Below are 20,328 nucleotides of genomic sequence, written 5' to 3'. Positions count from 1 at the left end.
CAGCTTTTATACGAGAATTCAAACTACCATACCACTCATTTTTCGATGAGGTTTGCGCGAGCGCATGTTTATCGGGAAATGTGTTAACCCGCTGTTAATCACACTCAGGCAATTATGCAGTGGTTATGCATAACATCAGTTTTCACCCTTCAGCCTGAAAAGCTAACCTCCTGATCAACAACCCTTAATAACAAAACCCGCTGCTGCTTCACACTTTGTCATTTTGATAATTTGCTATAAAAACCCATAATTATTTATTAATTTTTATTAAGTCAAAAATAGTTAATTATCATTATTGCATAGTCATTCTATGAAATTTATTTATTCATTTAAAATCAATGAGATAACAAAACATTTCAAAAGATTAAATTCTACAAAATAATAACAATCACAAATAATGCCAACGGAACATGCTTAGCTATTCACCCGCCAATAATATCAAATTAGCTATTATCTGATGCGAATCATGCAATTGAAAACAAACCCTTTAATATCCATTTTCGCGTGAGCAGCATCACAATACAGATTATTTAACTGCCTAGTATTGGCTCTGAAATCAATTGAGCTAAGCCGCCATGCAAATAAACGAAGCGCATGGCCAAGCCCTTTTTATTCTGAAAAACAGTTAAAGGAATAATTATGGAAAAGCATTACGTCGGTTCTGAAATTGGTCAATTGCGTAGCGTTATGCTGCATCGCCCAAATTTAAGTCTGAAACGTTTAACACCATCGAACTGTCAGGAACTGTTATTTGATGATGTGCTCTCGGTTGAACGGGCGGGTGAAGAGCATGATATTTTCGCAAACACGCTGCGTGAGCAGGGTGTGGAAGTCCTGCTGTTAACCGATCTACTTACCCAAACGCTTGATATTGCTGCAGCAAAAGCCTGGCTGCTGGAAACGCAAATCTCTGACTATCGCCTGGGGCCAACCTTCGCGGGTGACGTGCGGGGCTGGCTGGCAGATATGCCACACCGCGAACTGGCGCGTCGGTTAAGCGGCGGGTTAACCTACGGTGAAATTCCGGCAGCCATTAAAAATATGGTGGTGGATACCCACACGGCGAATGATTTTATTATGAAGCCGTTGCCTAACCATTTATTTACCCGCGATACCTCCTGCTGGATTTATAACGGTGTATCCATTAACCCAATGGCTAAACCGGCACGTCAGCGTGAAACCAATAACCTGCGCGCAATATACCGCTGGCATCCGGCATTTGCCGATGGCGATTTTATTAAATATTTCGGTGATGAAAACATTAATTACGACCACGCGACATTAGAAGGGGGTGACGTATTAGTGATTGGCCGCGGGGCAGTATTAATTGGCATGTCCGAGCGCACCACCCCGCAGGGCGTGGAGTTCCTCGCCAACAGTTTGTTCAAACATCGCCAGGCCGAACGCGTGATCGCCGTTGAACTGCCAAAACACCGCTCCTGCATGCACCTCGACACCGTCATGACCCACATCGACGTGGATACCTTCTCCGTTTACCCGGAAGTGGTGCGTAAAGACGCCCAGTGCTGGACGCTCACTCCGGACGGACGCGGCGGCCTGCTGCGCACGCAGGAAACCGACCTGCTACACGCCATCGAAAAAGCCCTCGGCATTAACCAGGTACGCCTGATCACCACCGGTGGCGATGCCTTTGAAGCTGAGCGTGAGCAGTGGAACGACGCCAACAACGTGCTGACCATCCGCCCGGGCGTGGTGATTGGTTACGAGCGCAACGTCTGGACGAACGAGAAGTACGACAAAGCAGGCATTACCGTGCTGCCGATCCCGGGTGACGAGCTGGGTCGCGGTCGCGGCGGCGCGCGCTGCATGAGCTGCCCACTGGAACGCGACGGAATTTAAAGGAGTCATCATGGAAAGAAAACCCACTCTGGTTGTGGCCCTCGGCGGCAACGCCCTGCTCAAACGCGGCGAACCGCTGGAAGCGGAGATCCAGCGCCAGAATATCGAGCTGGCGGCTCGCACCATCGCCGGGCTGACGGAACAGTGGCGCGTGGTGCTGGTTCACGGCAACGGGCCGCAGGTCGGGCTGCTGGCGCTGCAAAACAGTGCTTACGACAAAGTGACGCCTTACCCGCTCGACATCCTCGGAGCCGAAAGCCAGGGAATGATCGGCTACATGCTCCAGCAGGCGCTGAAAAATATCCTTCCCCAGCGTGAGGTCAGCGTACTGCTCACCCAGGTGGAAGTGGATGCCAGCGACCCGGCCTTTACCAACCCAACCAAGTACATCGGCCCGGTTTACAACGAAGCGCAGGCGAAAACGCTACAGGCGGAAAAAGGCTGGGTATTCAAGGCCGACGGTAGCTACTTCCGCCGCGTGGTGCCCTCCCCGCAGCCGAAACGCATCGTCGAGAGCGACGCCATCTCGGCGCTGATCCAGCGCGATCACCTGGTGATTTGCAACGGCGGTGGCGGCGTGCCGGTGGTGGAAAACGCCAGGGGCTATCACGGCATCGAGGCGGTGATCGACAAAGACCTCTCTGCCGCACTGCTGGCGCGTCAGATCGAGGCCGATGCCCTGCTGATCCTGACCGATGCCGATGCGGTGTATCTCGACTGGGGTAAACCGACGCAGCGCCCGCTGGCACAGGTGACACCGGAACTGCTCAAAGGCATGCAATTCGACGCCGGTTCGATGGGGCCGAAAGTGGCCGCCTGCCGCGAGTTTGTTGAAGCCTGTCACGGCATTGCCGGGATCGGCGCGCTGGCCGACGGAGCAGAGATCCTGGCGGGCGAGAAAGGCACGTTGATTCGTAACTGAGTCGAAATTTCCCCTCACCCTAACCCTCTCCCAAAGGGAGAGGGGACGATTACACCCTCTCCCCATGGGAGAGGGGGCGATCACACCCTCTCCCCGTGGGAGAGGGACGGGGTGAGGGCATCAGACAGCTAAATTTTAAAAGGATTTCCCACATGACCATCAACCTGAAAAACCGCAATTTCCTCAAACTGCTGGACTACACCCCGGCGGAGATCCAGTACCTGATCGACCTCGCCATTGAGCTGAAGGCCGCCAAAAAAGCCGGACGCGAAAAGCAAACCCTGGTCGGGAAAAACATCGCCCTGATTTTTGAAAAAACCTCCACCCGCACCCGCTGCGCCTTTGAAGTCGGCGCATTTGACCAGGGTGCGCAGGTGACCTACCTCGGCCCAAGCGGCTCGCAGATTGGTCATAAAGAGTCGATGAAAGACACCGCCCGCGTGCTGGGACGGATGTATGACGGCATTGAGTATCGCGGCTACGGCCAGGCGATTGTTGAAGAGCTGGGTGAGTATGCAGGCGTACCGGTGTGGAACGGCCTGACCGATGAGTTCCACCCAACCCAAATCCTCGCCGACCTGATGACCATGCTGGAGCACGCTCCTGGCAAAACCCTGCCGGAGCTGAGCTTTGCCTACCTGGGTGACGCACGTAACAACATGGGCAACTCCCTGATGGTTGGCGCGGCCAAGATGGGCATGGACATCCGCCTTGTGGCACCGAAATCCTTCTGGCCTGAAGCGGGTCTGGTTGAACAGTGTCGCGCCATCGCCAAAGAAACCGGGGCGCGCATCACCCTCACCGACGACGTGGAAGAAGGCGTACACGGTACCGATTTCCTCTACACCGACGTGTGGGTCTCAATGGGCGAGCCGAAGGAGGCCTGGGCCGAGCGCGTCAGCCTGATGACCCCGTACCAGATCAACACGAAGGTCATGAAGGCCACCGGTAACCCGAACGTCAAGTTCATGCACTGCCTGCCTGCGTTCCATAACGAGCACACCAAAGTGGGCCGTGAAATTGAAATGGCCTACGGCCTGAAAGGGCTGGAAGTGACAGAAGAGGTCTTTGAATCACCGAACTCTATCGTCTTTGACGAAGCCGAAAACCGCATGCACACCATTAAAGCGGTCATGGTGGCGACACTCGGCGACTAATCACCCCCCCGGCACGCCACGGGGTGTGCCGGGTTTCAGGAGAACATCATGGGCAAGTTCAAGTTTCCTTCCGCTTACACCATTCTCTTTTTTCTGATTGCCGTCGTTGCGGCGCTGAGCTGGGTTGTGCCTGCCGGTCAGTACCAGATGGCCCTGAATGAAACCCTCGGCAAAGAAGTACCGATTGCCGGAACCTACGCACACGTTGCGGCACATCCGCAGGGGGTAATCTCCGTGCTGATGGCACCGATTGCCGGGCTGTACGATCCCGTCTCCGGCCAGGCCGGGGCGATCGACGTGGCGCTGTTTATCCTGATCATCGGGGGCTTCCTCGGGATCGTCACCAAAACCGGCGCGATTGACGCCGGGATCGAGCGCGTCACCACCCGCCTTCGCGGACGTGAAGAGTGGATGATCCCGATCCTGATGGCGCTGTTTGCCGCTGGCGGCACCATCTACGGCATGGCCGAAGAGTCGCTACCGTTTTACACCCTGCTCGTACCGGTGATGCTGGCCGCCCGGTTCGACCCGGTTGTGGCAGCCTCCACCGTGCTGCTCGGGGCGGGGATCGGCACTCTCGGCTCCACCATCAACCCGTTCGCCACGGTGATCGCCGCCAACGCCGCCGGGATCCCGTTCACCAACGGCATCATCCTGCGCGTGGCGCTGTTAGTGATTGGCTGGCTCATTTGCGTGGCATGGGTGATGCGTTACGCCCGTAAAGTGCGCCTCAATCCGTCGCTCTCTATTGTTGCGGATAAGCAGGAAGAGAACCTCGCCCATTTCCTCGGCAACAAAGGCGAGCAGTCGCTGGAATTTACCCCGGTGCGCAAAATCATCCTGGTGATCTTCGCCCTCGCCTTCGCGGTGATGATCTACGGCGTGGCGGTGCTGGGGTGGTGGATGGCGGAGATCTCAGCGGTGTTCCTCGCCAGCGCCATTATCGTCGGCCTGATTGCCCGCATGAGCGAAGAGGAGCTGACCTCAACGTTTATCAACGGCGCGCGAGATTTGCTGGGCGTCGCGCTGATTATCGGCATTGCGCGCGGTATCGTAGTGATCATGGATAAGGGCATGATTACCCACACCATTTTGCACAGCGCCGAAGGGCTGGTCAGCGGGTTATCCACGGTGGCGTTTATCAACGTGATGTACTGGCTGGAAGTGGTGTTGTCGTTTCTTGTGCCTTCTTCGTCCGGCCTGGCCGTTCTGACGATGCCGATCATGGCACCCCTTGCCGATTTCGCTAACGTCAACCGCGACCTGGTGGTTACGGCTTATCAGTCGGCATCAGGCATCGTTAACCTGGTCACTCCTACCTCTGCCGTCGTCATGGGCGGGCTGGCTATCGCCCGCGTGCCTTACGTGCGCTACCTGAAATGGGTTGCGCCGCTGCTGGGGATTTTGACAGTGGTGATCATGGCGGCGTTAAGCCTGGGGGCGTTGTTGTGATTTTTTGACGTTGTAGGCCCGGTAAGCGTAGTGCCTGCCGGGCGTTTTGTTTCAGCCACATACATGGGAAATAGTTATGACGGAATATGGTGATTACTCTCCAAAAGAACAGCTACAGCTGACGGTCTGCCAGCGTCTGATCACAGAAAAGAGTTATCTCTCCCAGGAAGAAATTCGCCGCGACTTGCAGGAGAGGGGCTTTGACAGCATTAGCCAGTCTACCGTTTCGCGTCTGCTCAGGTTGCTCGGTGTCATAAAAATTCGAAATGCTAAAGGGCTAAAGATTTATTCGCTGAATCCTCAGTTGCACCCTACCCCTGACGCCGCGCGTTCGGTTTCCGAAATGGTGGTTAGCGTGGAGCATAATAGCGAGTTTATCCTTATCCATACCGTCGCCGGGTATGGTCGCGCAGTGGCGCGAATTCTGGATTATCACCAGTTACCGGAAATTTTAGGAGTGGTGGCCGGAAGCAGTATTGTCTGGGTCGCCCCTCGGATAGTGAAGCGCACTGCGCTGGTACACAAACAAATTAATTATTTACTCAGAACGAATTAATATTCACAAAGAACCGTTTGCACTGAGTAAAATATGCATTAAATCGCTTGATCCGAAAACCGGGCTGCGTATAATGCCCGACAATTTGCCGGGAGGAAGCATGGTCAAGCGTGTACGACATAACGTCTTACCGCGTCTGAAATCAGACGCTGGCCTGCCGTTTTTCTTCCCGTTGCACAATCTATTCCCAGAGCCCCTCATTTGAGGGGTTTTTTTTTGCCCGGCGTCAGGAGATAAACATGAATCCGCTTTATCAAAAACACATCATTTCCATAAACGACCTCAGCCGCGAAGAGCTGGAACTGGTTCTGGAAACCGCGGCAAAACTGAAAGCGAATCCGCAACCGGAGCTGCTGAAGCACAAGGTGATTGCGAGCTGCTTCTTTGAAGCGTCTACCCGCACCCGCCTCTCCTTTGAAACGTCCATGCACCGCCTGGGCGCAAGCGTGGTGGGTTTCTCAGACAGCAGCAACACGTCGCTGGGTAAAAAAGGCGAAACCCTGGCGGATACCATTTCAGTTATCAGTACCTACGTTGACGCTATTGTGATGCGCCACCCACAGGAAGGTGCGGCACGTCTGGCGACCGAGTTTTCCGGCGGCATTCCGGTACTGAACGCCGGAGACGGGGCGAACCAGCACCCGACGCAAACCCTGCTGGATCTGTTCACCATTCAGGAAACCCAGGGACGTCTGGAAAATCTGAATATCGCGATGGTCGGTGACCTGAAATATGGCCGTACCGTCCACTCGCTCACCCAGGCGCTGGCGAAATTTAACGGCAACCGCTTCTTCTTCATCGCCCCGGATGCGCTGGCGATGCCGCAGTACATTCTCGACATGCTGGACGAGAAAGGTATCCCGTGGAGCCTGCACGCCAGCATCGAAGACGTGATGGGCAACGTGGATATCCTCTACATGACCCGCGTGCAGAAAGAGCGTCTGGATCCGTCCGAGTACGCCAACGTGAAGGCGCAGTTTGTGCTGCGCGCCAGCGACCTCGAAGGCGCACGCGACAACATGAAAGTGCTGCACCCGCTGCCACGCATCGATGAGATCACCACAGACGTGGATAAAACGCCGCACGCCTGGTACTTCCAGCAGGCCGGAAACGGCATCTTTGCCCGCCAGGCGTTACTGGCACTGGTTCTGAATCGCGAATTGGCTCTGTAAGGGGAAACGACAATGACACACGATAACAAACTCCAGGTTGAAGCCATCAAACGTGGCACCGTGATCGACCATATCCCTGCGCAGGTCGGCTTTAAGCTGCTGACGCTGTTCAAACTGACCGAAACCGACCAGCGCATCACCATCGGCCTGAACCTGCCGTCGGGCGAAATGGGCCGCAAAGACCTGATCAAGATTGAGAATACCTTCCTGACCGACGAGCAGGTTAACCAGCTGTCGCTGTATGCGCCTGACGCCACCGTGAACCGCATCGACGAGTATGAAGTGGTCGGCAAGTCCCGTCCGAGCCTGCCGGAGCGCATCGAAAGCGTGCTGGTCTGCCCAAACAGCAACTGCATCAGTCATGCTGAGCCGGTTGCCTCCAGCTTTGCAGTGAAAAAACGCGCTGATGACATCGCACTCAAATGCAAATACTGCGAAAAAGAGTTTTCTCATTATGTGGTGCTGGCCAACTAATTGAGGTTGGTAATGAAATCCCGGCTGTTATAATGGCCGGGAACATTTAATCAGCTGTTATTCTGGAGAAATCATGACCAAAGTACTCGCGACGGAAAATGCACCAGCGGCTATCGGCCCATACGTTCAGGGCGTTGATCTGGGTAGCATGATTATTACCTCTGGCCAAATCCCGGTGAACCCGAAAACGGGCGCAGTGCCGGAAGACGTAGCCGCTCAGGCGCGTCAGTCGCTGGAAAACGTGCAGGCTATCGTTGAATCTGCGGGTCTGAAAGTGGGCGATATCGTGAAAACCACCGTATTCGTTAAAGATCTGAACGATTTCGCGACCGTTAACGCCACTTACGAAGCGTTCTTCACCGAGCACAACGCCACCTTCCCGGCGCGCTCTTGCGTGGAAGTGGCGCGTCTGCCAAAAGACGTGAAGATTGAAATCGAAGCGATTGCGGTTCGTCGCTAAGGCGTTTTCGGCATGGCACTTTGCTATTTCAGTGGCATCGTTCCGTTCACTCAGACATTCCTGCTACCTGCATAATCCGCTGCGGTGAACGTGTTAAGGGGGCTATCGCGCCCCCTTAACAATCCCGTCTCCCGGCAAAGAAAATCGCCGCTTCGCGGTACCCTCAGCTTATTCCTTCCGGCTTCGGGTCGGGCATCCCTGCGCCTCGTCCCGGCCTCCAGGAAACGCTTCGGCGATTTTCAGCCGGACTCACGCTCCCTCAACCTTCTTCATCGCCTGAATGTGGCACGGGTGTTGAGTCCCCGCTGAAATCGGCGAACCGGAGACCGGATGACAAGGGCTGGACGCCAGGGATGGCGGCCAGAGGCGAAACGAGACAGGACAAAATTGCCGGGAGCAATTTTGAACAACGCTTGCGTTGGCCCCGAAGGGGCGAGTCCCAGGGATGGGACGAGTAATCTTGAGTCGAGCCGACCGCAGGCAGCGGGTCGGGAGGTGAGCGCAGTGCGAAGCACCGATTTCTCCGCGGGGCCGCGGGGATTGATAAGGGGGCCGCGGTGGCCCCCTTATCCCGTTCACAGGTTGTGAGCGTATTATTTTCTGCGGATAGTAAGGTGAACGGAATTATCCACAGTGCTTAACTGATCGGCATTACAGCCTGCGCAGCCTTTTTTGTGGCCTGCTACAGATTCCGCGTCGCCCTGAGTAGCGTTTCCAGCGGATACACCGCCGCTATCACCACTTCATCCTGCACCTTCGCCGCGTTATCCAGCTCGCCCTGAATTGAGGCGATCTCTTTGTCATCCAGCGTCCCCTGACGCGCCACCAGATCCGTCAGCCGCAGGCCAATCGAGGCCAGCTTATCCACCACCAGGATCACCGGCTTGATGGCCTTCAGCTGGTAGCTGTTTTCACTTAACGCCAGCGCGTCGCTGGTATTGCTCTGCCAGCGGTTAAAGACGTGGCGCAGCGCGTCGGCACTTTCAGCATCTTCCGCGTCGCTCACCAGGCGCTCCGCCCATTTTTTCATCTGGCGCACGGTGTTACTTTCAGCGTTCAGCGCATCGGCAAAGCGGTTGAGCGGCTCAAACTGATGGTAGTTCCCGGCCTGGAACTTCAGGTGCTGACGGGTGTAATACTGCGCCGGTTCAACGGCCTGGGCGAGAATTTGCAACGGTAGCGTGTCGGCACTGTTCGCCAGTCGCGTGAACTGCACCTGCTGCTGGGTATGCTGCTGTAACCCGACCGATACCGTCGACCAGCTGTCCATCGCCTGCAGGCGGGTGTACATGTTGTCAACATCGTTGACGTCCTGCGCCGACCATAACCGCTCCGCCACCGCAAAGGCACGCGGCCACAGGCGGATATCCAGCACCGGTGCAACCACGTTTTCCGCCCACAGCGCGGCCTCACCGCCGAGCAGGTTGACCTGATGGGCGCTGTCCGGCACCACCGGCGGAATGCCTTTAGGTACCTCATCAAGACGTTTACCCTTAATCGGATAACGGGCGTTACCCACCAGGAAATAGCCGCTCAGCGTATCGTTATCGACAGAAACGACCGGGCGCGTTTCCCCCATCCAGGTATCGACGGTGAAGGTCACCTGGTTGTCATTACGCCATGCAATATCCTGCACCGCACGACGGGATTTACCCGCGAAATCAATAAACCCGCGCCAGCCAGAATCCCCTTTCACCAGCGTGAAGCTTCCTTCCACCGGCTTGCCTTTCAGGCGCGGCATGGTGAAAGACCAGCTCTGAGGGCTGTCGGTATCCGTAATGACATCCACGCCGTTCAGCCCCTGCGGCACAATCTCATTGCGGTAGTGATAGGCAGTGGACTGGGGCTGGTCGAGGTAGAAACCCGTCGAGAGAATACCCTTGTAGCCGTTCTGCGCTACCTGCCCCAGTGCGTCCTGCCCTTGCCAGGACTGGATCAAGATGCTTTTTGGCAGATCGGGATGGTAGATCTCATCCCAGCCCACCATCTGCCGGTGATGTTTTTCGAGGATCGTCTCCAGCTTGCGGTTGAAATACGCCTGCAGCGCATGGCTGTCCGCCAGCCTGTTGTCGCGCATAAATTTCTGAATGGCGGCGTTCTCTTTCCACTGGGTGTCATCCACCTCGTCACCGCCGATATGCAGATACGGATCGGGGAAGATCTCTGCCAGTTCGCTGACCATCGCGTCGGCGAAGGCATAGGTCGCTTCTTTTGTCGGATCCAGCACCGGTTTTAGCACGCCCCAGTGACGCTCCATGTCATACGGCCCCGGGGCGCTCATCAGTTCAGGATATGCCACGGCGATCGCCGAAGCGTGGCCCGGCATGTCGATTTCCGGCACCACACGGATACCGCGCTCAGTGGCGTAGCGCACAATCTCGCGCATCTGTTCCGGGGTGTAATACAGCCCGTCGCTGGCAAGCCGGGTCAGCTTTGGATAGCGTTTTGAGGTAAAGCGCCATCCCTGATCGTCGGTTAAGTGCCAGTGCAGCACGTTCAGTTTCGCTGCCGCCATGCCGTCGATCTGGCGCTTGAGATCCGGCAACGGAATAAAGTGGCGTGCCGAATCAAGCAGCAGGCCGCGCCACGGGAAGCGCGGTGAATCCTCTACAGACACCCAGGGCAGCGAGGTGTTTTCCGCACCATTCTGAATGAGCTGGAGCAATGTCTCCATTGCACGCAACGCACCGAAACGGGTATTGGCAGAGATATCGACGCCGCTGGCATCTACCGTGAGCTTATAGCTTTCATCGCTGTCCGGCAGCGGCTGCGGCTTCACCTTTTTGGCAATCTTTATACGGATGGTCGGTTTTCCCCCCTGGGGTTGCAGCGTCCAGCCGGTTTGCAGGGCGATGCGCTGACGCAGACGGTTGACCGCATCGTCGAGTTCGTCGCCGCTGACGCTGACGGACACGTTGTTGCTGAGTACCAGCATCCCCTGGGTGACAGGGCGTTCAACCTTCGCAGGCCAGGGCATCAGAGGGAGATCGCCTGCCGGAGCGGCAAACGCTGACGCGCCGAGCATCAGCCCGGCGGTTAAGAGGCTGTACCGTAACATGAATGTTCCTTATCTGACGGGCCAAAGTAAGGCAAAACATTCTGTTAACATGCGTACAATTTGTCGTCAAGCAAACGGCATGACGAGGATCACAGGTTGTTGAATTTGGGAGGAAAGCCAGCCCCCTCACCCCGTCCCTCTCCCCTTTGGGGTGTACGGTCCGGGGAGAGGGTTAAGGTGTTTTTACTGCCACCCGTATCGACGGCTATAGAACCCTTTCACCATCTGCGTCAGCACCATGTAACCGGCGAGGATCGCCACCAGCCACGGGAAGTAGCTCAGCGGCAGCGCCTGGAGCTGCAGGTAGCTTGCCAGCGGTGAGAACGGCAGCGCAATACCGAGCAGCATCACAATCCCCGTCATGATAATCAGTGGCCACGCGGCGCGGCTCTGAATAAACGGAATGCGGCGCGTGCGGATCATATGCACAATCAACGTTTGTGACAGCAACCCGACCACGAACCAGCCGGACTGGAACAGTGTCTGATGCTCAGGCGTGTTGGCGTGGAACACAAACCACATCAGGCAGAAAGTCAGAATGTCAAAGATGGAGCTGATCGGGCCAAAGAACAGCATGAAACGGCCCAGATCGGACGGGTTCCAGCGCTGCGGCTTCTGGATCTGCTCGTCGTCCACGTTATCAAACGGGATCGCCACCTGAGAGACATCGTACATCAGGTTCTGGATCAGCAGGTGCAGCGGCAACATCGGCAGGAACGGCAGGAACGCGCTCGCCACCAGCACGCTGAAGACGTTACCGAAGTTAGAGCTGGCGGTCATTTTAATGTACTTCAGCATGTTAGCAAAGGTACGACGTCCTTCGATAACGCCCTCTTCCAGCACCATCAGGCTCTTTTCCAGCAGGATGATATCCGCCGCTTCACGGGCGATATCCACCGCGCCGTCAACGGAGATGCCAATGTCTGCCGCACGCAGCGCAGGCGCATCGTTGATGCCGTCACCCATAAAGCCCACTACGTGCCCCTCGCGGCGCAGCAGCGTCACGATGCGCTCTTTATGCATCGGCGTCAGGCGGGCAAACAGCGTGGTGCGCTGCGCCAGTGTTGCCAGGTCGTCGTCGGAAAGGTTCTCGATGTCGCTCCCCACCACCACGTCACCTGCATCCAGCCCCACTTCGTGACACACTTTAGCAGCCACCAGCTCGCTGTCGCCGGTGAGGATTTTTACGGTAATACCGCTCGCTTTTAACGCTTTCAGCGCAGGTGCAGTCGTCTCTTTCGGCGGATCGAGGAATGCGATGTAACCCTCAAGGATCAGATCGGATTCGTCAATGCGCTGATAGTCCCCTTCACGCGCAGGCAGAATTTTGCTGGCCACTGCCACCACGCGCAGCCCCTGACGGTTCAGGTTATCGGTGACGCGTTTGATACGGCGCAGCATGGTGTCGTCCAGCGGCACAATGTCGTCGTTATACCGCACTTGCGTGGAGACATTGAGGATCTCCTGCAATGCCCCTTTGCAGATCAGCTGATGTACATCCGGCTGCTCGCTCACCACCACCGACATACGGCGGCGTTCAAAGTCGAACGGGATCTCATCAACCTTCTGCCAGCGACCAGAGAGCGTGCGAGCCACCCCTTCATCAACCCCTTCCAGCACGGCGACGTCGAGCAGGTTTTTCAGCCCTGTCTGGTAGTGACTGTTCAGCCAGGCGCTGTTCAGCACGCGATCGCTGGTCTTGCCGGTGATATCGGTATGGTTCTCCAGCACAATTTTGTCCTGGGTCAGCGTGCCGGTTTTATCGGTACAGAGAATGTCCATCGCACCAAAGTTCTGGATGGCATCCAGGTGTTTGACGATCACTTTTTGCTTAGAGAGTTTTACCGCCCCGCGTGCCAGCGTGGAAGTGACAATCATCGGCAGCATTTCTGGCGTTAAGCCCACGGCGACAGAGAGCGCAAACAGCGCCGCTTCCCACCAGTCACCTTTGGTGTAGCCGTTGATCAGCAGCACAATTGGCGTCATCACCATCATAAAGCGGATCAACAACATGCTGACGCGGCCAATCCCTTTCTGGAAGGCATTCGGCTCGTTTTCCTGCTCGCTGACGCGCCCGGCAAGCTGCCCAAACCAGGTGTTGCCCCCGGTGGCGGTCACAATTGCCTGCGCCGTGCCGCTCACCACCGTGGTGCCCATAAAGCACAGGGTGTCGCACTCGAGTGGGTTCATTTGCTGTGGGTCGCGGGTTCGCGCCACCTTTTCAACCGGCAGAGATTCACCGGTCAGCGAGGCCTGCGCCACAAACAGGTCGCGCGCCTGGATGATACGTAAGTCAGCCGGGATCATATCCCCGGCCGCGAGTTTAACCAGATCGCCCGGTACCAGCTGGTCGATGGGCAGCTCAACCCAGGCATTTTCACCCAGATCGTTAATCACACGGGAGACGGTCGCCGTGTTGCTGACCATCGCTTTCAGGGCATCCGCCGCTTTGGTGGAGCGGGCTTCCTGAATAAAGTTCAGCATGGTGGAGATCCCCACCATCAGGGCGATCACGCCTGCGGCAAACAGGTCTTCAGTGGCGTAGGAAATAATGCCCAGCACCGTCAGCAGCAGGTTGAACGGGTTGCGGTAGCAGGCCCACAGGTGAACCCACCATGGGGCAGGCTTTTGCGCCGGAATTTGGTTGTCACCATGTACTGCGCGGATTTTTTCCACTTCCGCCGCGTTCAGCCCTTCCGGATGACCACCAAAGGCACGCCAGACTTCGTTTTCATCCATCGCCGCCACGTTCAGGCAGTGTTCTGCCAGGCTGGCGGGAATGGCCGCCCCCGCGATGTTTTTGGCGTTAGGCAGTGGGTCGCGCTCAGTCAGGCGACGAGGCAGGTGGCGGCCCAGCAGCGCTTGCAACTGCCGGGTGATATTTTTCAGCATAGTCATTCCCCCGCATCCGCAAATGCGGACACAGTATTTCCTGCAGGCGTGGCAAAGCCGTACCTGACAGGCACTCTATTTTTTTAAGCAGGAACGTCTGGACGTTGCTGCCTCACGCCGGTGAGACAGCTTAAGGCTGGCTTACCGGAAAGAACGTATTCTCCCGTTCAGGAGAGATGTGGGATCGGGATCCATGTAACCTCCGGTAAGTAAATGAGGGTGTCGCCGCGCAGTATAAGGATTTAACCATACCGTTTGTGACCATTCGGGCGGTATTATAGCACCACGCAAATAAACCAAACGTAAACCAGACTTTGCCCATAGCGAAATCACGCTATAGCATTAAGGCTTGATTCACTACTTTGTCGTTGTTACAGGGAATACAGCATGCAGAACCGCCTTACGATTAAAGACATCGCGCGTTTAAGCGGCGTGGGGAAATCCACCGTGTCGCGCGTGCTGAACAACGAAAGTGGTGTCAGCGAACGCACGCGCGAACGCGTCGAGGCGGTGATGAATCAGCACGGCTTTTCCCCGTCCCGCTCTGCACGCGCCATGCGTGGGCAGAGTGACAAAGTGGTCGCCATTATTGTCTCGCGCCTGGACTCACTCTCGGAAAACCTGGCCGTTCAGACCATGCTCCCCGCTTTTTACGAGCAGGGGTATGACCCGATCATGATGGAGAGCCAGTTCTCCCCGCAAATGGTTGAAGAGCATCTGGGCATGCTCCAGCGCCGCAACATTGATGGCGTGGTGCTGTTTGGTTTTACCGGCATTCAGGAAGAGATGCTGAAACCGTGGCAACCCTCACTGGTACTGCTGGCGCGCGATGCCAGCGGATTTGCGTCTGTCTGCTACGACGACGAGGGCGCAATTATTACCCTGATGCAGCGCCTGTACGATGCGGGTCATCGCCACATCAGTTTCCTTGGCGTACCGCACGCAGACGTCACCACCGGCAAACGTCGTCATGAAGCGTACCTGGCATTTTGCAAAAAGCACAACCTCTCTGCCGTGGCCTCCCTGCCAGGGCTGGGCATGAAGCAGGGTTACGAGCAGGTCGCCAACGTGCTAACCCCACAGACCACCGCGCTGGTGTGCGCCACGGATACCCTGGCGCTGGGCGCGAGTAAATACCTGCAGGAACACCGTATCGACGATTTACAGGTCGCCAGCGTGGGCAGCACGCCGCTGATGAAGTTCCTTCATCCTGAGATTATCACCGTCGATCCCGGTTACGCCGAGTCCGGAAGACAGGCTGCAACCCAGTTGATCGAGCAGATCAACGGCCGCACGGAACCGCGTCAGATAGTCATTCCAGCCCATCTTTCATAAACGCCATTAAACGGATTATTGTGATCTTCGCCTGATTTCGGGAACGTTCCCATTTTCGCCATCACGCGGAAGGAGTAGGCTTGCGCTCAGGTCATTACACCCCTCTCCATCTGTCATGAGGTTTCATGATGAGTAAAGTCAAACAAGCAGATATCGATCAGCTGATCGTCCTGGTCGGCGGCCGTGAAAACATTGCGACCGTCAGCCATTGCATTACCCGCCTGCGCTTTGTGCTGAACGACCCGGCCAAAGCCAACCCAAAAGCCATTGAAGAGCTTTCAATGGTGAAAGGTTGCTTTACCAACGCCGGGCAGTTCCAGGTCGTTATCGGCACTGAAGTGAGCGATTACTATCAGGCTCTGCTCGCAACCACCGGGCACTCTTCTGCCGATAAAGAGCAGGCGAAGAAAGCCGCACGCCAGAACATGAAATGGCACGAGCAGCTGATTTCCCACTTTGCGGAGATCTTCTTCCCGCTGCTGCCCGCGCTGATTAGCGGAGGCCTGATCTTAGGTTTCCGCAACGTCATCGGCGATGTCCCGATGAGCGACGGCAAAACCCTGGCGCAGATGTATCCCGCACTGAAAACGGTTTACGATTTCCTGTGGCTGATTGGCGAAGCTATCTTCTTCTACCTGCCGGTCGGTATTTGCTGGTCAGCGGTACGTAAAATGGGCGGTACACCGATTCTGGGTATCGTACTGGGCGTTACGCTGGTCTCTCCACAGTTAATGAACGCTTACTTACTTGGTCAGCAGGTACCGGAAGTATGGAACTTCGGCCTGTTCACCATCGCCAAAGTTGGCTATCAGGCGCAGGTTATCCCGGCATTGCTGGCAGGTCTGGCACTGGGCTTTATTGAAACCCGCTTAAAACGCATCGTGCCGGATTACCTCTATCTGGTGGTCGTGCCGGTTTGCTCGCTGATTATTGCGGTCTTCCTTGCCCACGCCTTTATCGGCCCGTTTGGCCGCATGATCGGCGACGGTGTAGCCTTCGCGGTTCGTCACCTGATGACCGGCAGCTTCGCGCCAATTGGTGCTGCCCTGTTCGGCTTCCTGTACGCCCCGCTGGTGATTACCGGTGTACACCAGACAACGCTGGCCATTGATATGCAGATGATTCAGAGCCTGGGCGGTACACCAGTCTGGCCTATCGTCGCACTGTCTAACATTGCGCAGGCTTCAGCGGTCACTGGCATTATCCTGGTCAGCCGTAAGCATAACGAACGTGAAATTTCCGTGCCGGCAGCTATCTCAGCTTACCTCGGCGTGACCGAACCGGCGATGTACGGTATCAACCTCAAATACCGCTTCCCGATGCTCTGCGCGATGATCGGCTCTGGTCTGGCGGGCCTGGTCTGCGGCCTGAACGGTGTGATGGCGAACGGGGTCGGCGTTGGCGGCCTGCCGGGCATCCTCTCCATTCAGCCGACCTACTGGCAGGTGTTTGCCCTGGCGATGGCCATCGCGATTATCGTCCCAATGGCGCTCACTACCGTGGTTTACCAGCGTAAGTTCCGTCAGGGCTCGCTGCAGATTGTTTAACTTCATCTTTCGGGGCGCAGTTGCGCCCCTTCGCATTTGCAGGAACGTACTATGAATACCCTTCCTCAGTGGTGGCAGAACGGTGTCATCTATCAGATCTACCCAAAGAGTTTCCAGGACACCACCGGGCGCGGCACCGGCGATTTACGCGGCGTGACGCAGCGCCTGGACTATCTGAAAACGCTTGGGATCGACGCCATCTGGCTGACGCCGTTTTATATCTCCCCGCAGATAGATAACGGTTACGACGTGGCGAACTACATCGCCATCGACCCGGCCTACGGTACGCTGGATGACTTTGACGAGCTGGTCGCCCAGGCGCACGCACGCGGTATTCGCATCGTGCTGGATATGGTGTTCAACCACACCTCGACGCAGCACGCCTGGTTCCGCGAATCGCTGAAAAAAGAGAGCCCATACCGCCAGTTTTATATCTGGCGGGACGGTACGCCAGAACAGCGTCCCAACAACTGGCGCTCCAAATTTGGTGGCAACGCCTGGGACTGGCACGCCGAAAGCGAGCAGTATTATCTGCACTTGTTCGCGCCTGAGCAGGCCGATCTCAACTGGGAAAACCCGGCCGTACGTGCAGAGCTGAAAAAGGTCTGCGAGTTCTGGGCCGATCGCGGTGTCGACGGTTTACGTCTCGACGTGATTAACCTGATCTCCAAAGACCAGGATTTCCCGAATGACAACGCAGGTGATGGCCGTCGTTTCTACACCGACGGGCCGCGTATTCACGAGTATTTGCAGGAGATGAGCCGCGACGTCTTTACCCCGCGTCACCTGATGACGGTGGGTGAGATGTCTTCAACCTCGCTGGAAAACTGCCAGCAATACGCGTCACTGGACGGGCGCGAGCTGTCGATGACCTTTAACTTCCACCACCTGAAGGTTGATTACCCCGGCGGTGAAAAGTGGACGAAAGCAGAGCCGGACTACGTGGCGCTGAAAACCCTCTTCCGCCACTGGCAGCAGGGTATGCACAATAAAGCCTGGAACGCACTGTTCTGGTGTAACCACGATCAGCCGCGCATCGTCTCGCGCTTTGGTGACGAAGGGGAATACCGTACCCAGGCCGCGAAGATGCTCGGCATGGTGCTGCACGGGATGCAGGGCACGCCGTATATCTACCAGGGGGAAGAGATTGGCATGACCAACCCGCACTTCACCCGCATTACCGATTACCGCGATGTGGAAAGCCTGAACATGTTCGCCGAACTGCGGGAAAAAGGTCGTGATCCTGAGGAATTACTGGCCATTCTGGCGAGCAAGTCCCGCGATAATGGCCGCACGCCGATGCAGTGGGATGCCTCGCACAATGCGGGCTTCACTGAGGGAGAGCCGTGGATTGGCGTCTGCGATAATTACGAAACCGTGAACGCCCGCGCGGCGCTGGACGATCCTGACTCGGTGTTTTACACCTATCAGTCGCTTATTGCGCTACGCAAAACCCTGCCGGTACTGACGTGGGGAGATTATCAGGATCTGCTACCTGAGCACCCTTCCCTGTGGTGCTACCGCCGCCAGTGGCAGGGGCAAACCCTGGTGGTGGTTGCCAACCTCAGCCGGGAGTGCCAGGAATGGCGACCAGAAGCCGTCAGTGGCGACTGGCAGGTGATGATCAGCAATTACGAAGAGACGGCGAACTGCCCACAAGCAATGACGCTACGGCCGTTTGAAGCAGTGTGGTGGCAACAAGCTTAAAAACCACAAGAGATACAAAAAGGACTTTGTATCTATTTGTTATTTAAAGTGTATAACGATACGCTGAATGTATGACAATAACTTTTACAGATCGTAATAATTAAAATAAAAATGTCACTGTCAATATTAATAACATCGGCAGGACATCATGAAGAATTTAATTATTAAAGCAAGTTGTATGAGTGCATTGCTTATTAGTGGTCAGGGATGGTGTGGAAATACGTCTGTAGATCTTCGTTTTGGTCATAACACCAGCTCTGATGTTAATGATTCCCGTATTAAGGTTATGCATCAGGCAGATAACGGTTTTTATTTCTCCGTTGAAGCCGCACAGAACCACAATGACACCTTTTTTGGTGATACCGACAGATACAACTCTGATGATAAAGGGGTAACAGAAGCGGCTCAGGAAATAGAAACTCGCTGGCGCTTTGATTTGGGTAATGGTTATGCCGTGGCTCCCGGTCTGGTCACCGTATTCACAGCCAGTAATACCCATTATCGTCCCTTTATTCAGGGCTGGAAATCATTCGATAATGGTCTGAACCTCTCCGCACGTTACCGCTATAACACCGTTAATGATGCACACAGCGACAGAGAATTAGACGGTAGCGGTTATACACGCCGTGAATCACATCAGTTCGATCTCTGGTTCGCTTATAATATCGGTAAATTCGGTATGTCCTATAACCCACGCTTCCGCTATCAGGACGGTGTTGACCAGGGCACTGGCGACGATACCTACTGGGAACATACCGTATCCTTCAACTATAAGCTCGATGATGGCTGGACGCCTTACGTTGAACTCGTCTCACTGGATAAAACCTATATCAATGATGATGGTAATCATGAAAATGATTACGCCATTCGACTGGGTGTCGTTAAGCAACTCTAAGCCTGAGGCTATGCCGCATCGTGTTGCAGCAACCAGCAGCCGATGCGGTCAACAGCATTCAGCAGCTCCAGCTGGCCTTCCCGCTGATATAAAGAGATCGCGTTTATGTTGATTTCCAGAGGCCAGCACAACGTAGATACCGACGCCAGCGTAGATCCCTCGCGAGTTATCGCGATAATCTTTAACCCTTTACGCAACGCGTTACGCGCCATTTCAATTAACGATTGTGTCTCGCCTGACTTACTGATCAGTACCAGTGTTCCTCTGGAAACACGCGTTAGCTGATGCACATCATTAAGAATTAAATGTGGTAAACTTGCCAGAGATAAAAACCGTGATAAATAATTCAGGCTAGTCAGTGATGCACCCCGTGCATATAAATAAATATGGCTGGAGTGCAGTAACAGTTCAGATAATTGCGTGACAATATTATCTTCACCAGTGAGCGTAACGGGCCACGAAGGTGTCGCCGTTAACTGATCGCGTAAAAATTTGTATCGTAGTTCAGTGTAACTATTATACCCCATTTTTTTACACACCCGGTTAACAGATGTTGTCGTGGTAAAGGTATCTCGCGCGATCGCTTTCGCTGAGATAGTAGAAATATCATGTGCATGGTGTTGAATATACTCGAATATTAATCGCTCACTTCCCTGGAAAGAATTCATATTTCGCTCTCATAAAAAATATAATTTAATATTAACAAAGAACCGTTTTCTTCTCTGGAAGGAGAATCACATATTACGGAAATGAGTATCACGGTACGCAATTAGTATCAGCAAACGTTAAGGGTTGTTTTTATTTGTATTTATAATCGCCTCAATTCTCTTTGAGGAAATTA

Annotated in this window: 16 protein-coding genes and 1 pseudogene; 13 read left to right on the top strand and 4 right to left on the bottom strand. The window is 55.2% G+C overall.

Annotation, left to right across the window (positions count from 1 at the left end):
- Positions 1-639 precede the first annotated feature (639 nt).
- From arcA to ACHHZ6_RS14850, 5 genes are all read left to right on the top strand, one after another.
- On the top strand, positions 640-1,860 hold the full coding sequence (arcA, locus tag ACHHZ6_RS14870) for an arginine deiminase (protein WP_182273562.1): 1,221 nt from the start codon (positions 640-642) through the stop codon (positions 1,858-1,860).
- A 10-nt stretch (positions 1,861-1,870) separates the two neighbouring features.
- The gene (arcC, locus tag ACHHZ6_RS14865; protein WP_182273561.1) at positions 1,871-2,782 is read left to right on the top strand and encodes a carbamate kinase; all 912 of its coding nucleotides are present in this window, start codon (positions 1,871-1,873) and stop codon (positions 2,780-2,782) included.
- Positions 2,783-2,934: 152 nt separating this feature from the next.
- Entirely contained in the window at positions 2,935-3,939 is a 1,005-nt protein-coding gene (gene argF, locus ACHHZ6_RS14860) for an ornithine carbamoyltransferase (protein WP_182919319.1), read from the top strand.
- Positions 3,940-3,987: 48 nt separating this feature from the next.
- Positions 3,988-5,391, top strand: a complete 1,404-nt coding sequence (locus ACHHZ6_RS14855) for a YfcC family protein (protein ID WP_182273559.1) — start codon at positions 3,988-3,990, stop codon at positions 5,389-5,391.
- A gap of 76 nt (positions 5,392-5,467) precedes the next feature.
- Positions 5,468-5,947, top strand: coding sequence for an arginine repressor (locus ACHHZ6_RS14850; protein ID WP_182273558.1), 480 nt, complete (start codon positions 5,468-5,470; stop codon positions 5,945-5,947).
- Positions 5,948-5,950: 3 nt separating this feature from the next.
- Here the strand turns inward: ACHHZ6_RS14850 and ACHHZ6_RS14845 are convergent.
- Positions 5,951-6,068: pseudogene (locus ACHHZ6_RS14845) on the bottom strand (hypothetical protein).
- On the opposite strand from ACHHZ6_RS14845, the gene ACHHZ6_RS14840 reads away from it, so the two are divergent.
- From ACHHZ6_RS14840 to ridA, 4 genes are all read left to right on the top strand, one after another.
- Positions 6,048-6,152: a pyrBI operon leader peptide gene (locus ACHHZ6_RS14840; RefSeq protein ID WP_168769597.1), complete on the top strand. Its 105-nt coding sequence runs from the start codon at positions 6,048-6,050 to the stop codon at positions 6,150-6,152. The pseudogene ACHHZ6_RS14845 and the gene ACHHZ6_RS14840 overlap by 21 nt on opposite strands.
- A 34-nt stretch (positions 6,153-6,186) precedes the next feature.
- Positions 6,187-7,119, top strand: a complete 933-nt coding sequence (gene pyrB, locus ACHHZ6_RS14835) for an aspartate carbamoyltransferase (RefSeq protein WP_182273557.1) — start codon at positions 6,187-6,189, stop codon at positions 7,117-7,119.
- Positions 7,120-7,131: 12 nt separating this feature from the next.
- The gene (gene pyrI / locus ACHHZ6_RS14830) at positions 7,132-7,593 is read left to right on the top strand and encodes an aspartate carbamoyltransferase regulatory subunit (RefSeq protein ID WP_182273556.1); all 462 of its coding nucleotides are present in this window, start codon (positions 7,132-7,134) and stop codon (positions 7,591-7,593) included.
- Positions 7,594-7,666: 73 nt separating this feature from the next.
- The gene (gene ridA, locus ACHHZ6_RS14825) at positions 7,667-8,053 is read left to right on the top strand and encodes a 2-iminobutanoate/2-iminopropanoate deaminase (RefSeq protein ID WP_014068687.1); all 387 of its coding nucleotides are present in this window, start codon (positions 7,667-7,669) and stop codon (positions 8,051-8,053) included.
- A 682-nt stretch (positions 8,054-8,735) separates the two neighbouring features.
- On the opposite strand, the gene ACHHZ6_RS14820 is transcribed toward ridA, so the two are convergent.
- Both ACHHZ6_RS14820 and mgtA read right to left on the bottom strand, forming a co-directional pair.
- Complete coding sequence (locus ACHHZ6_RS14820) at positions 8,736-11,111, bottom strand: beta-N-acetylhexosaminidase (RefSeq protein WP_395122497.1); 2,376 nt, start codon at positions 11,109-11,111, stop codon at positions 8,736-8,738.
- A 183-nt stretch (positions 11,112-11,294) separates the two neighbouring features.
- Positions 11,295-14,003, bottom strand: a complete 2,709-nt coding sequence (gene mgtA, locus ACHHZ6_RS14815) for a magnesium-translocating P-type ATPase (protein WP_182274615.1) — start codon at positions 14,001-14,003, stop codon at positions 11,295-11,297.
- Between the two features lie 387 nt (positions 14,004-14,390).
- Between mgtA and treR the strand changes: the two genes are divergently transcribed.
- From treR to ACHHZ6_RS14795, 4 genes are all read left to right on the top strand, one after another.
- A complete protein-coding gene (treR, locus tag ACHHZ6_RS14810) occupies positions 14,391-15,338 on the top strand; it encodes a trehalose operon repressor TreR (protein WP_395122495.1) in 948 nt (315 codons plus the stop codon).
- A gap of 128 nt (positions 15,339-15,466) precedes the next feature.
- On the top strand, positions 15,467-16,885 hold the full coding sequence (treB, locus tag ACHHZ6_RS14805) for a PTS trehalose transporter subunit IIBC (RefSeq protein ID WP_395122542.1): 1,419 nt from the start codon (positions 15,467-15,469) through the stop codon (positions 16,883-16,885).
- A gap of 51 nt (positions 16,886-16,936) precedes the next feature.
- Entirely contained in the window at positions 16,937-18,592 is a 1,656-nt protein-coding gene (gene treC / locus ACHHZ6_RS14800; protein ID WP_196390744.1) for an alpha,alpha-phosphotrehalase, read from the top strand.
- 148 nt (positions 18,593-18,740) lie between these two features.
- Entirely contained in the window at positions 18,741-19,487 is a 747-nt protein-coding gene (locus ACHHZ6_RS14795; RefSeq protein WP_182273552.1) for an oligogalacturonate-specific porin KdgM family protein, read from the top strand.
- Positions 19,488-19,495: 8 nt separating this feature from the next.
- Here the strand turns inward: ACHHZ6_RS14795 and ACHHZ6_RS14790 are convergent, their stop codons facing one another.
- Positions 19,496-20,155 (bottom strand): MurR/RpiR family transcriptional regulator, encoded by a 660-nt coding sequence (locus ACHHZ6_RS14790; protein WP_182273551.1) that lies wholly within the window; start codon positions 20,153-20,155, stop codon positions 19,496-19,498.
- Positions 20,156-20,328: the final 173 nt, after the last annotated feature.

It is taken from the genome of Enterobacter cloacae complex sp. 2024EL-00214 (assembly GCF_043945575.1).
In the GTDB taxonomy this organism is placed as follows: Bacteria; Pseudomonadota; Gammaproteobacteria; order Enterobacterales; family Enterobacteriaceae; genus Enterobacter; species Enterobacter cloacae_P.
This window is presented reverse-complemented; position numbering and strand designations above follow the sequence as displayed.

What these genes read in the sequence shown, in the direction of transcription:
- arcA (WP_182273562.1), top strand. Translation starts at nt 640, where the DNA reads ATGGAAAAGCATTACGTCGGTTCTGAAATTGGTCAATTGCGTAGCGTT.
- arcC (WP_182273561.1), top strand. Translation starts at nt 1,871, where the DNA reads ATGGAAAGAAAACCCACTCTGGTTGTGGCCCTCGGCGGCAACGCCCTG.
- argF (WP_182919319.1), top strand. Translation starts at nt 2,935, where the DNA reads ATGACCATCAACCTGAAAAACCGCAATTTCCTCAAACTGCTGGACTAC.
- ACHHZ6_RS14855 (WP_182273559.1), top strand. Translation starts at nt 3,988, where the DNA reads ATGGGCAAGTTCAAGTTTCCTTCCGCTTACACCATTCTCTTTTTTCTG.
- ACHHZ6_RS14850 (WP_182273558.1), top strand. Translation starts at nt 5,468, where the DNA reads ATGACGGAATATGGTGATTACTCTCCAAAAGAACAGCTACAGCTGACG.
- ACHHZ6_RS14840 (WP_168769597.1), top strand. Translation starts at nt 6,048, where the DNA reads ATGGTCAAGCGTGTACGACATAACGTCTTACCGCGTCTGAAATCAGAC.
- pyrB (WP_182273557.1), top strand. Translation starts at nt 6,187, where the DNA reads ATGAATCCGCTTTATCAAAAACACATCATTTCCATAAACGACCTCAGC.
- pyrI (WP_182273556.1), top strand. Translation starts at nt 7,132, where the DNA reads ATGACACACGATAACAAACTCCAGGTTGAAGCCATCAAACGTGGCACC.
- ridA (WP_014068687.1), top strand. Translation starts at nt 7,667, where the DNA reads ATGACCAAAGTACTCGCGACGGAAAATGCACCAGCGGCTATCGGCCCA.
- ACHHZ6_RS14820 (WP_395122497.1), bottom strand. Translation starts at nt 11,111, where the DNA reads ATGTTACGGTACAGCCTCTTAACCGCCGGGCTGATGCTCGGCGCGTCA.
- mgtA (WP_182274615.1), bottom strand. Translation starts at nt 14,003, where the DNA reads ATGCTGAAAAATATCACCCGGCAGTTGCAAGCGCTGCTGGGCCGCCAC.
- treR (WP_395122495.1), top strand. Translation starts at nt 14,391, where the DNA reads ATGCAGAACCGCCTTACGATTAAAGACATCGCGCGTTTAAGCGGCGTG.
- treB (WP_395122542.1), top strand. Translation starts at nt 15,467, where the DNA reads ATGAGTAAAGTCAAACAAGCAGATATCGATCAGCTGATCGTCCTGGTC.
- treC (WP_196390744.1), top strand. Translation starts at nt 16,937, where the DNA reads ATGAATACCCTTCCTCAGTGGTGGCAGAACGGTGTCATCTATCAGATC.
- ACHHZ6_RS14795 (WP_182273552.1), top strand. Translation starts at nt 18,741, where the DNA reads ATGAAGAATTTAATTATTAAAGCAAGTTGTATGAGTGCATTGCTTATT.
- ACHHZ6_RS14790 (WP_182273551.1), bottom strand. Translation starts at nt 20,155, where the DNA reads ATGAATTCTTTCCAGGGAAGTGAGCGATTAATATTCGAGTATATTCAA.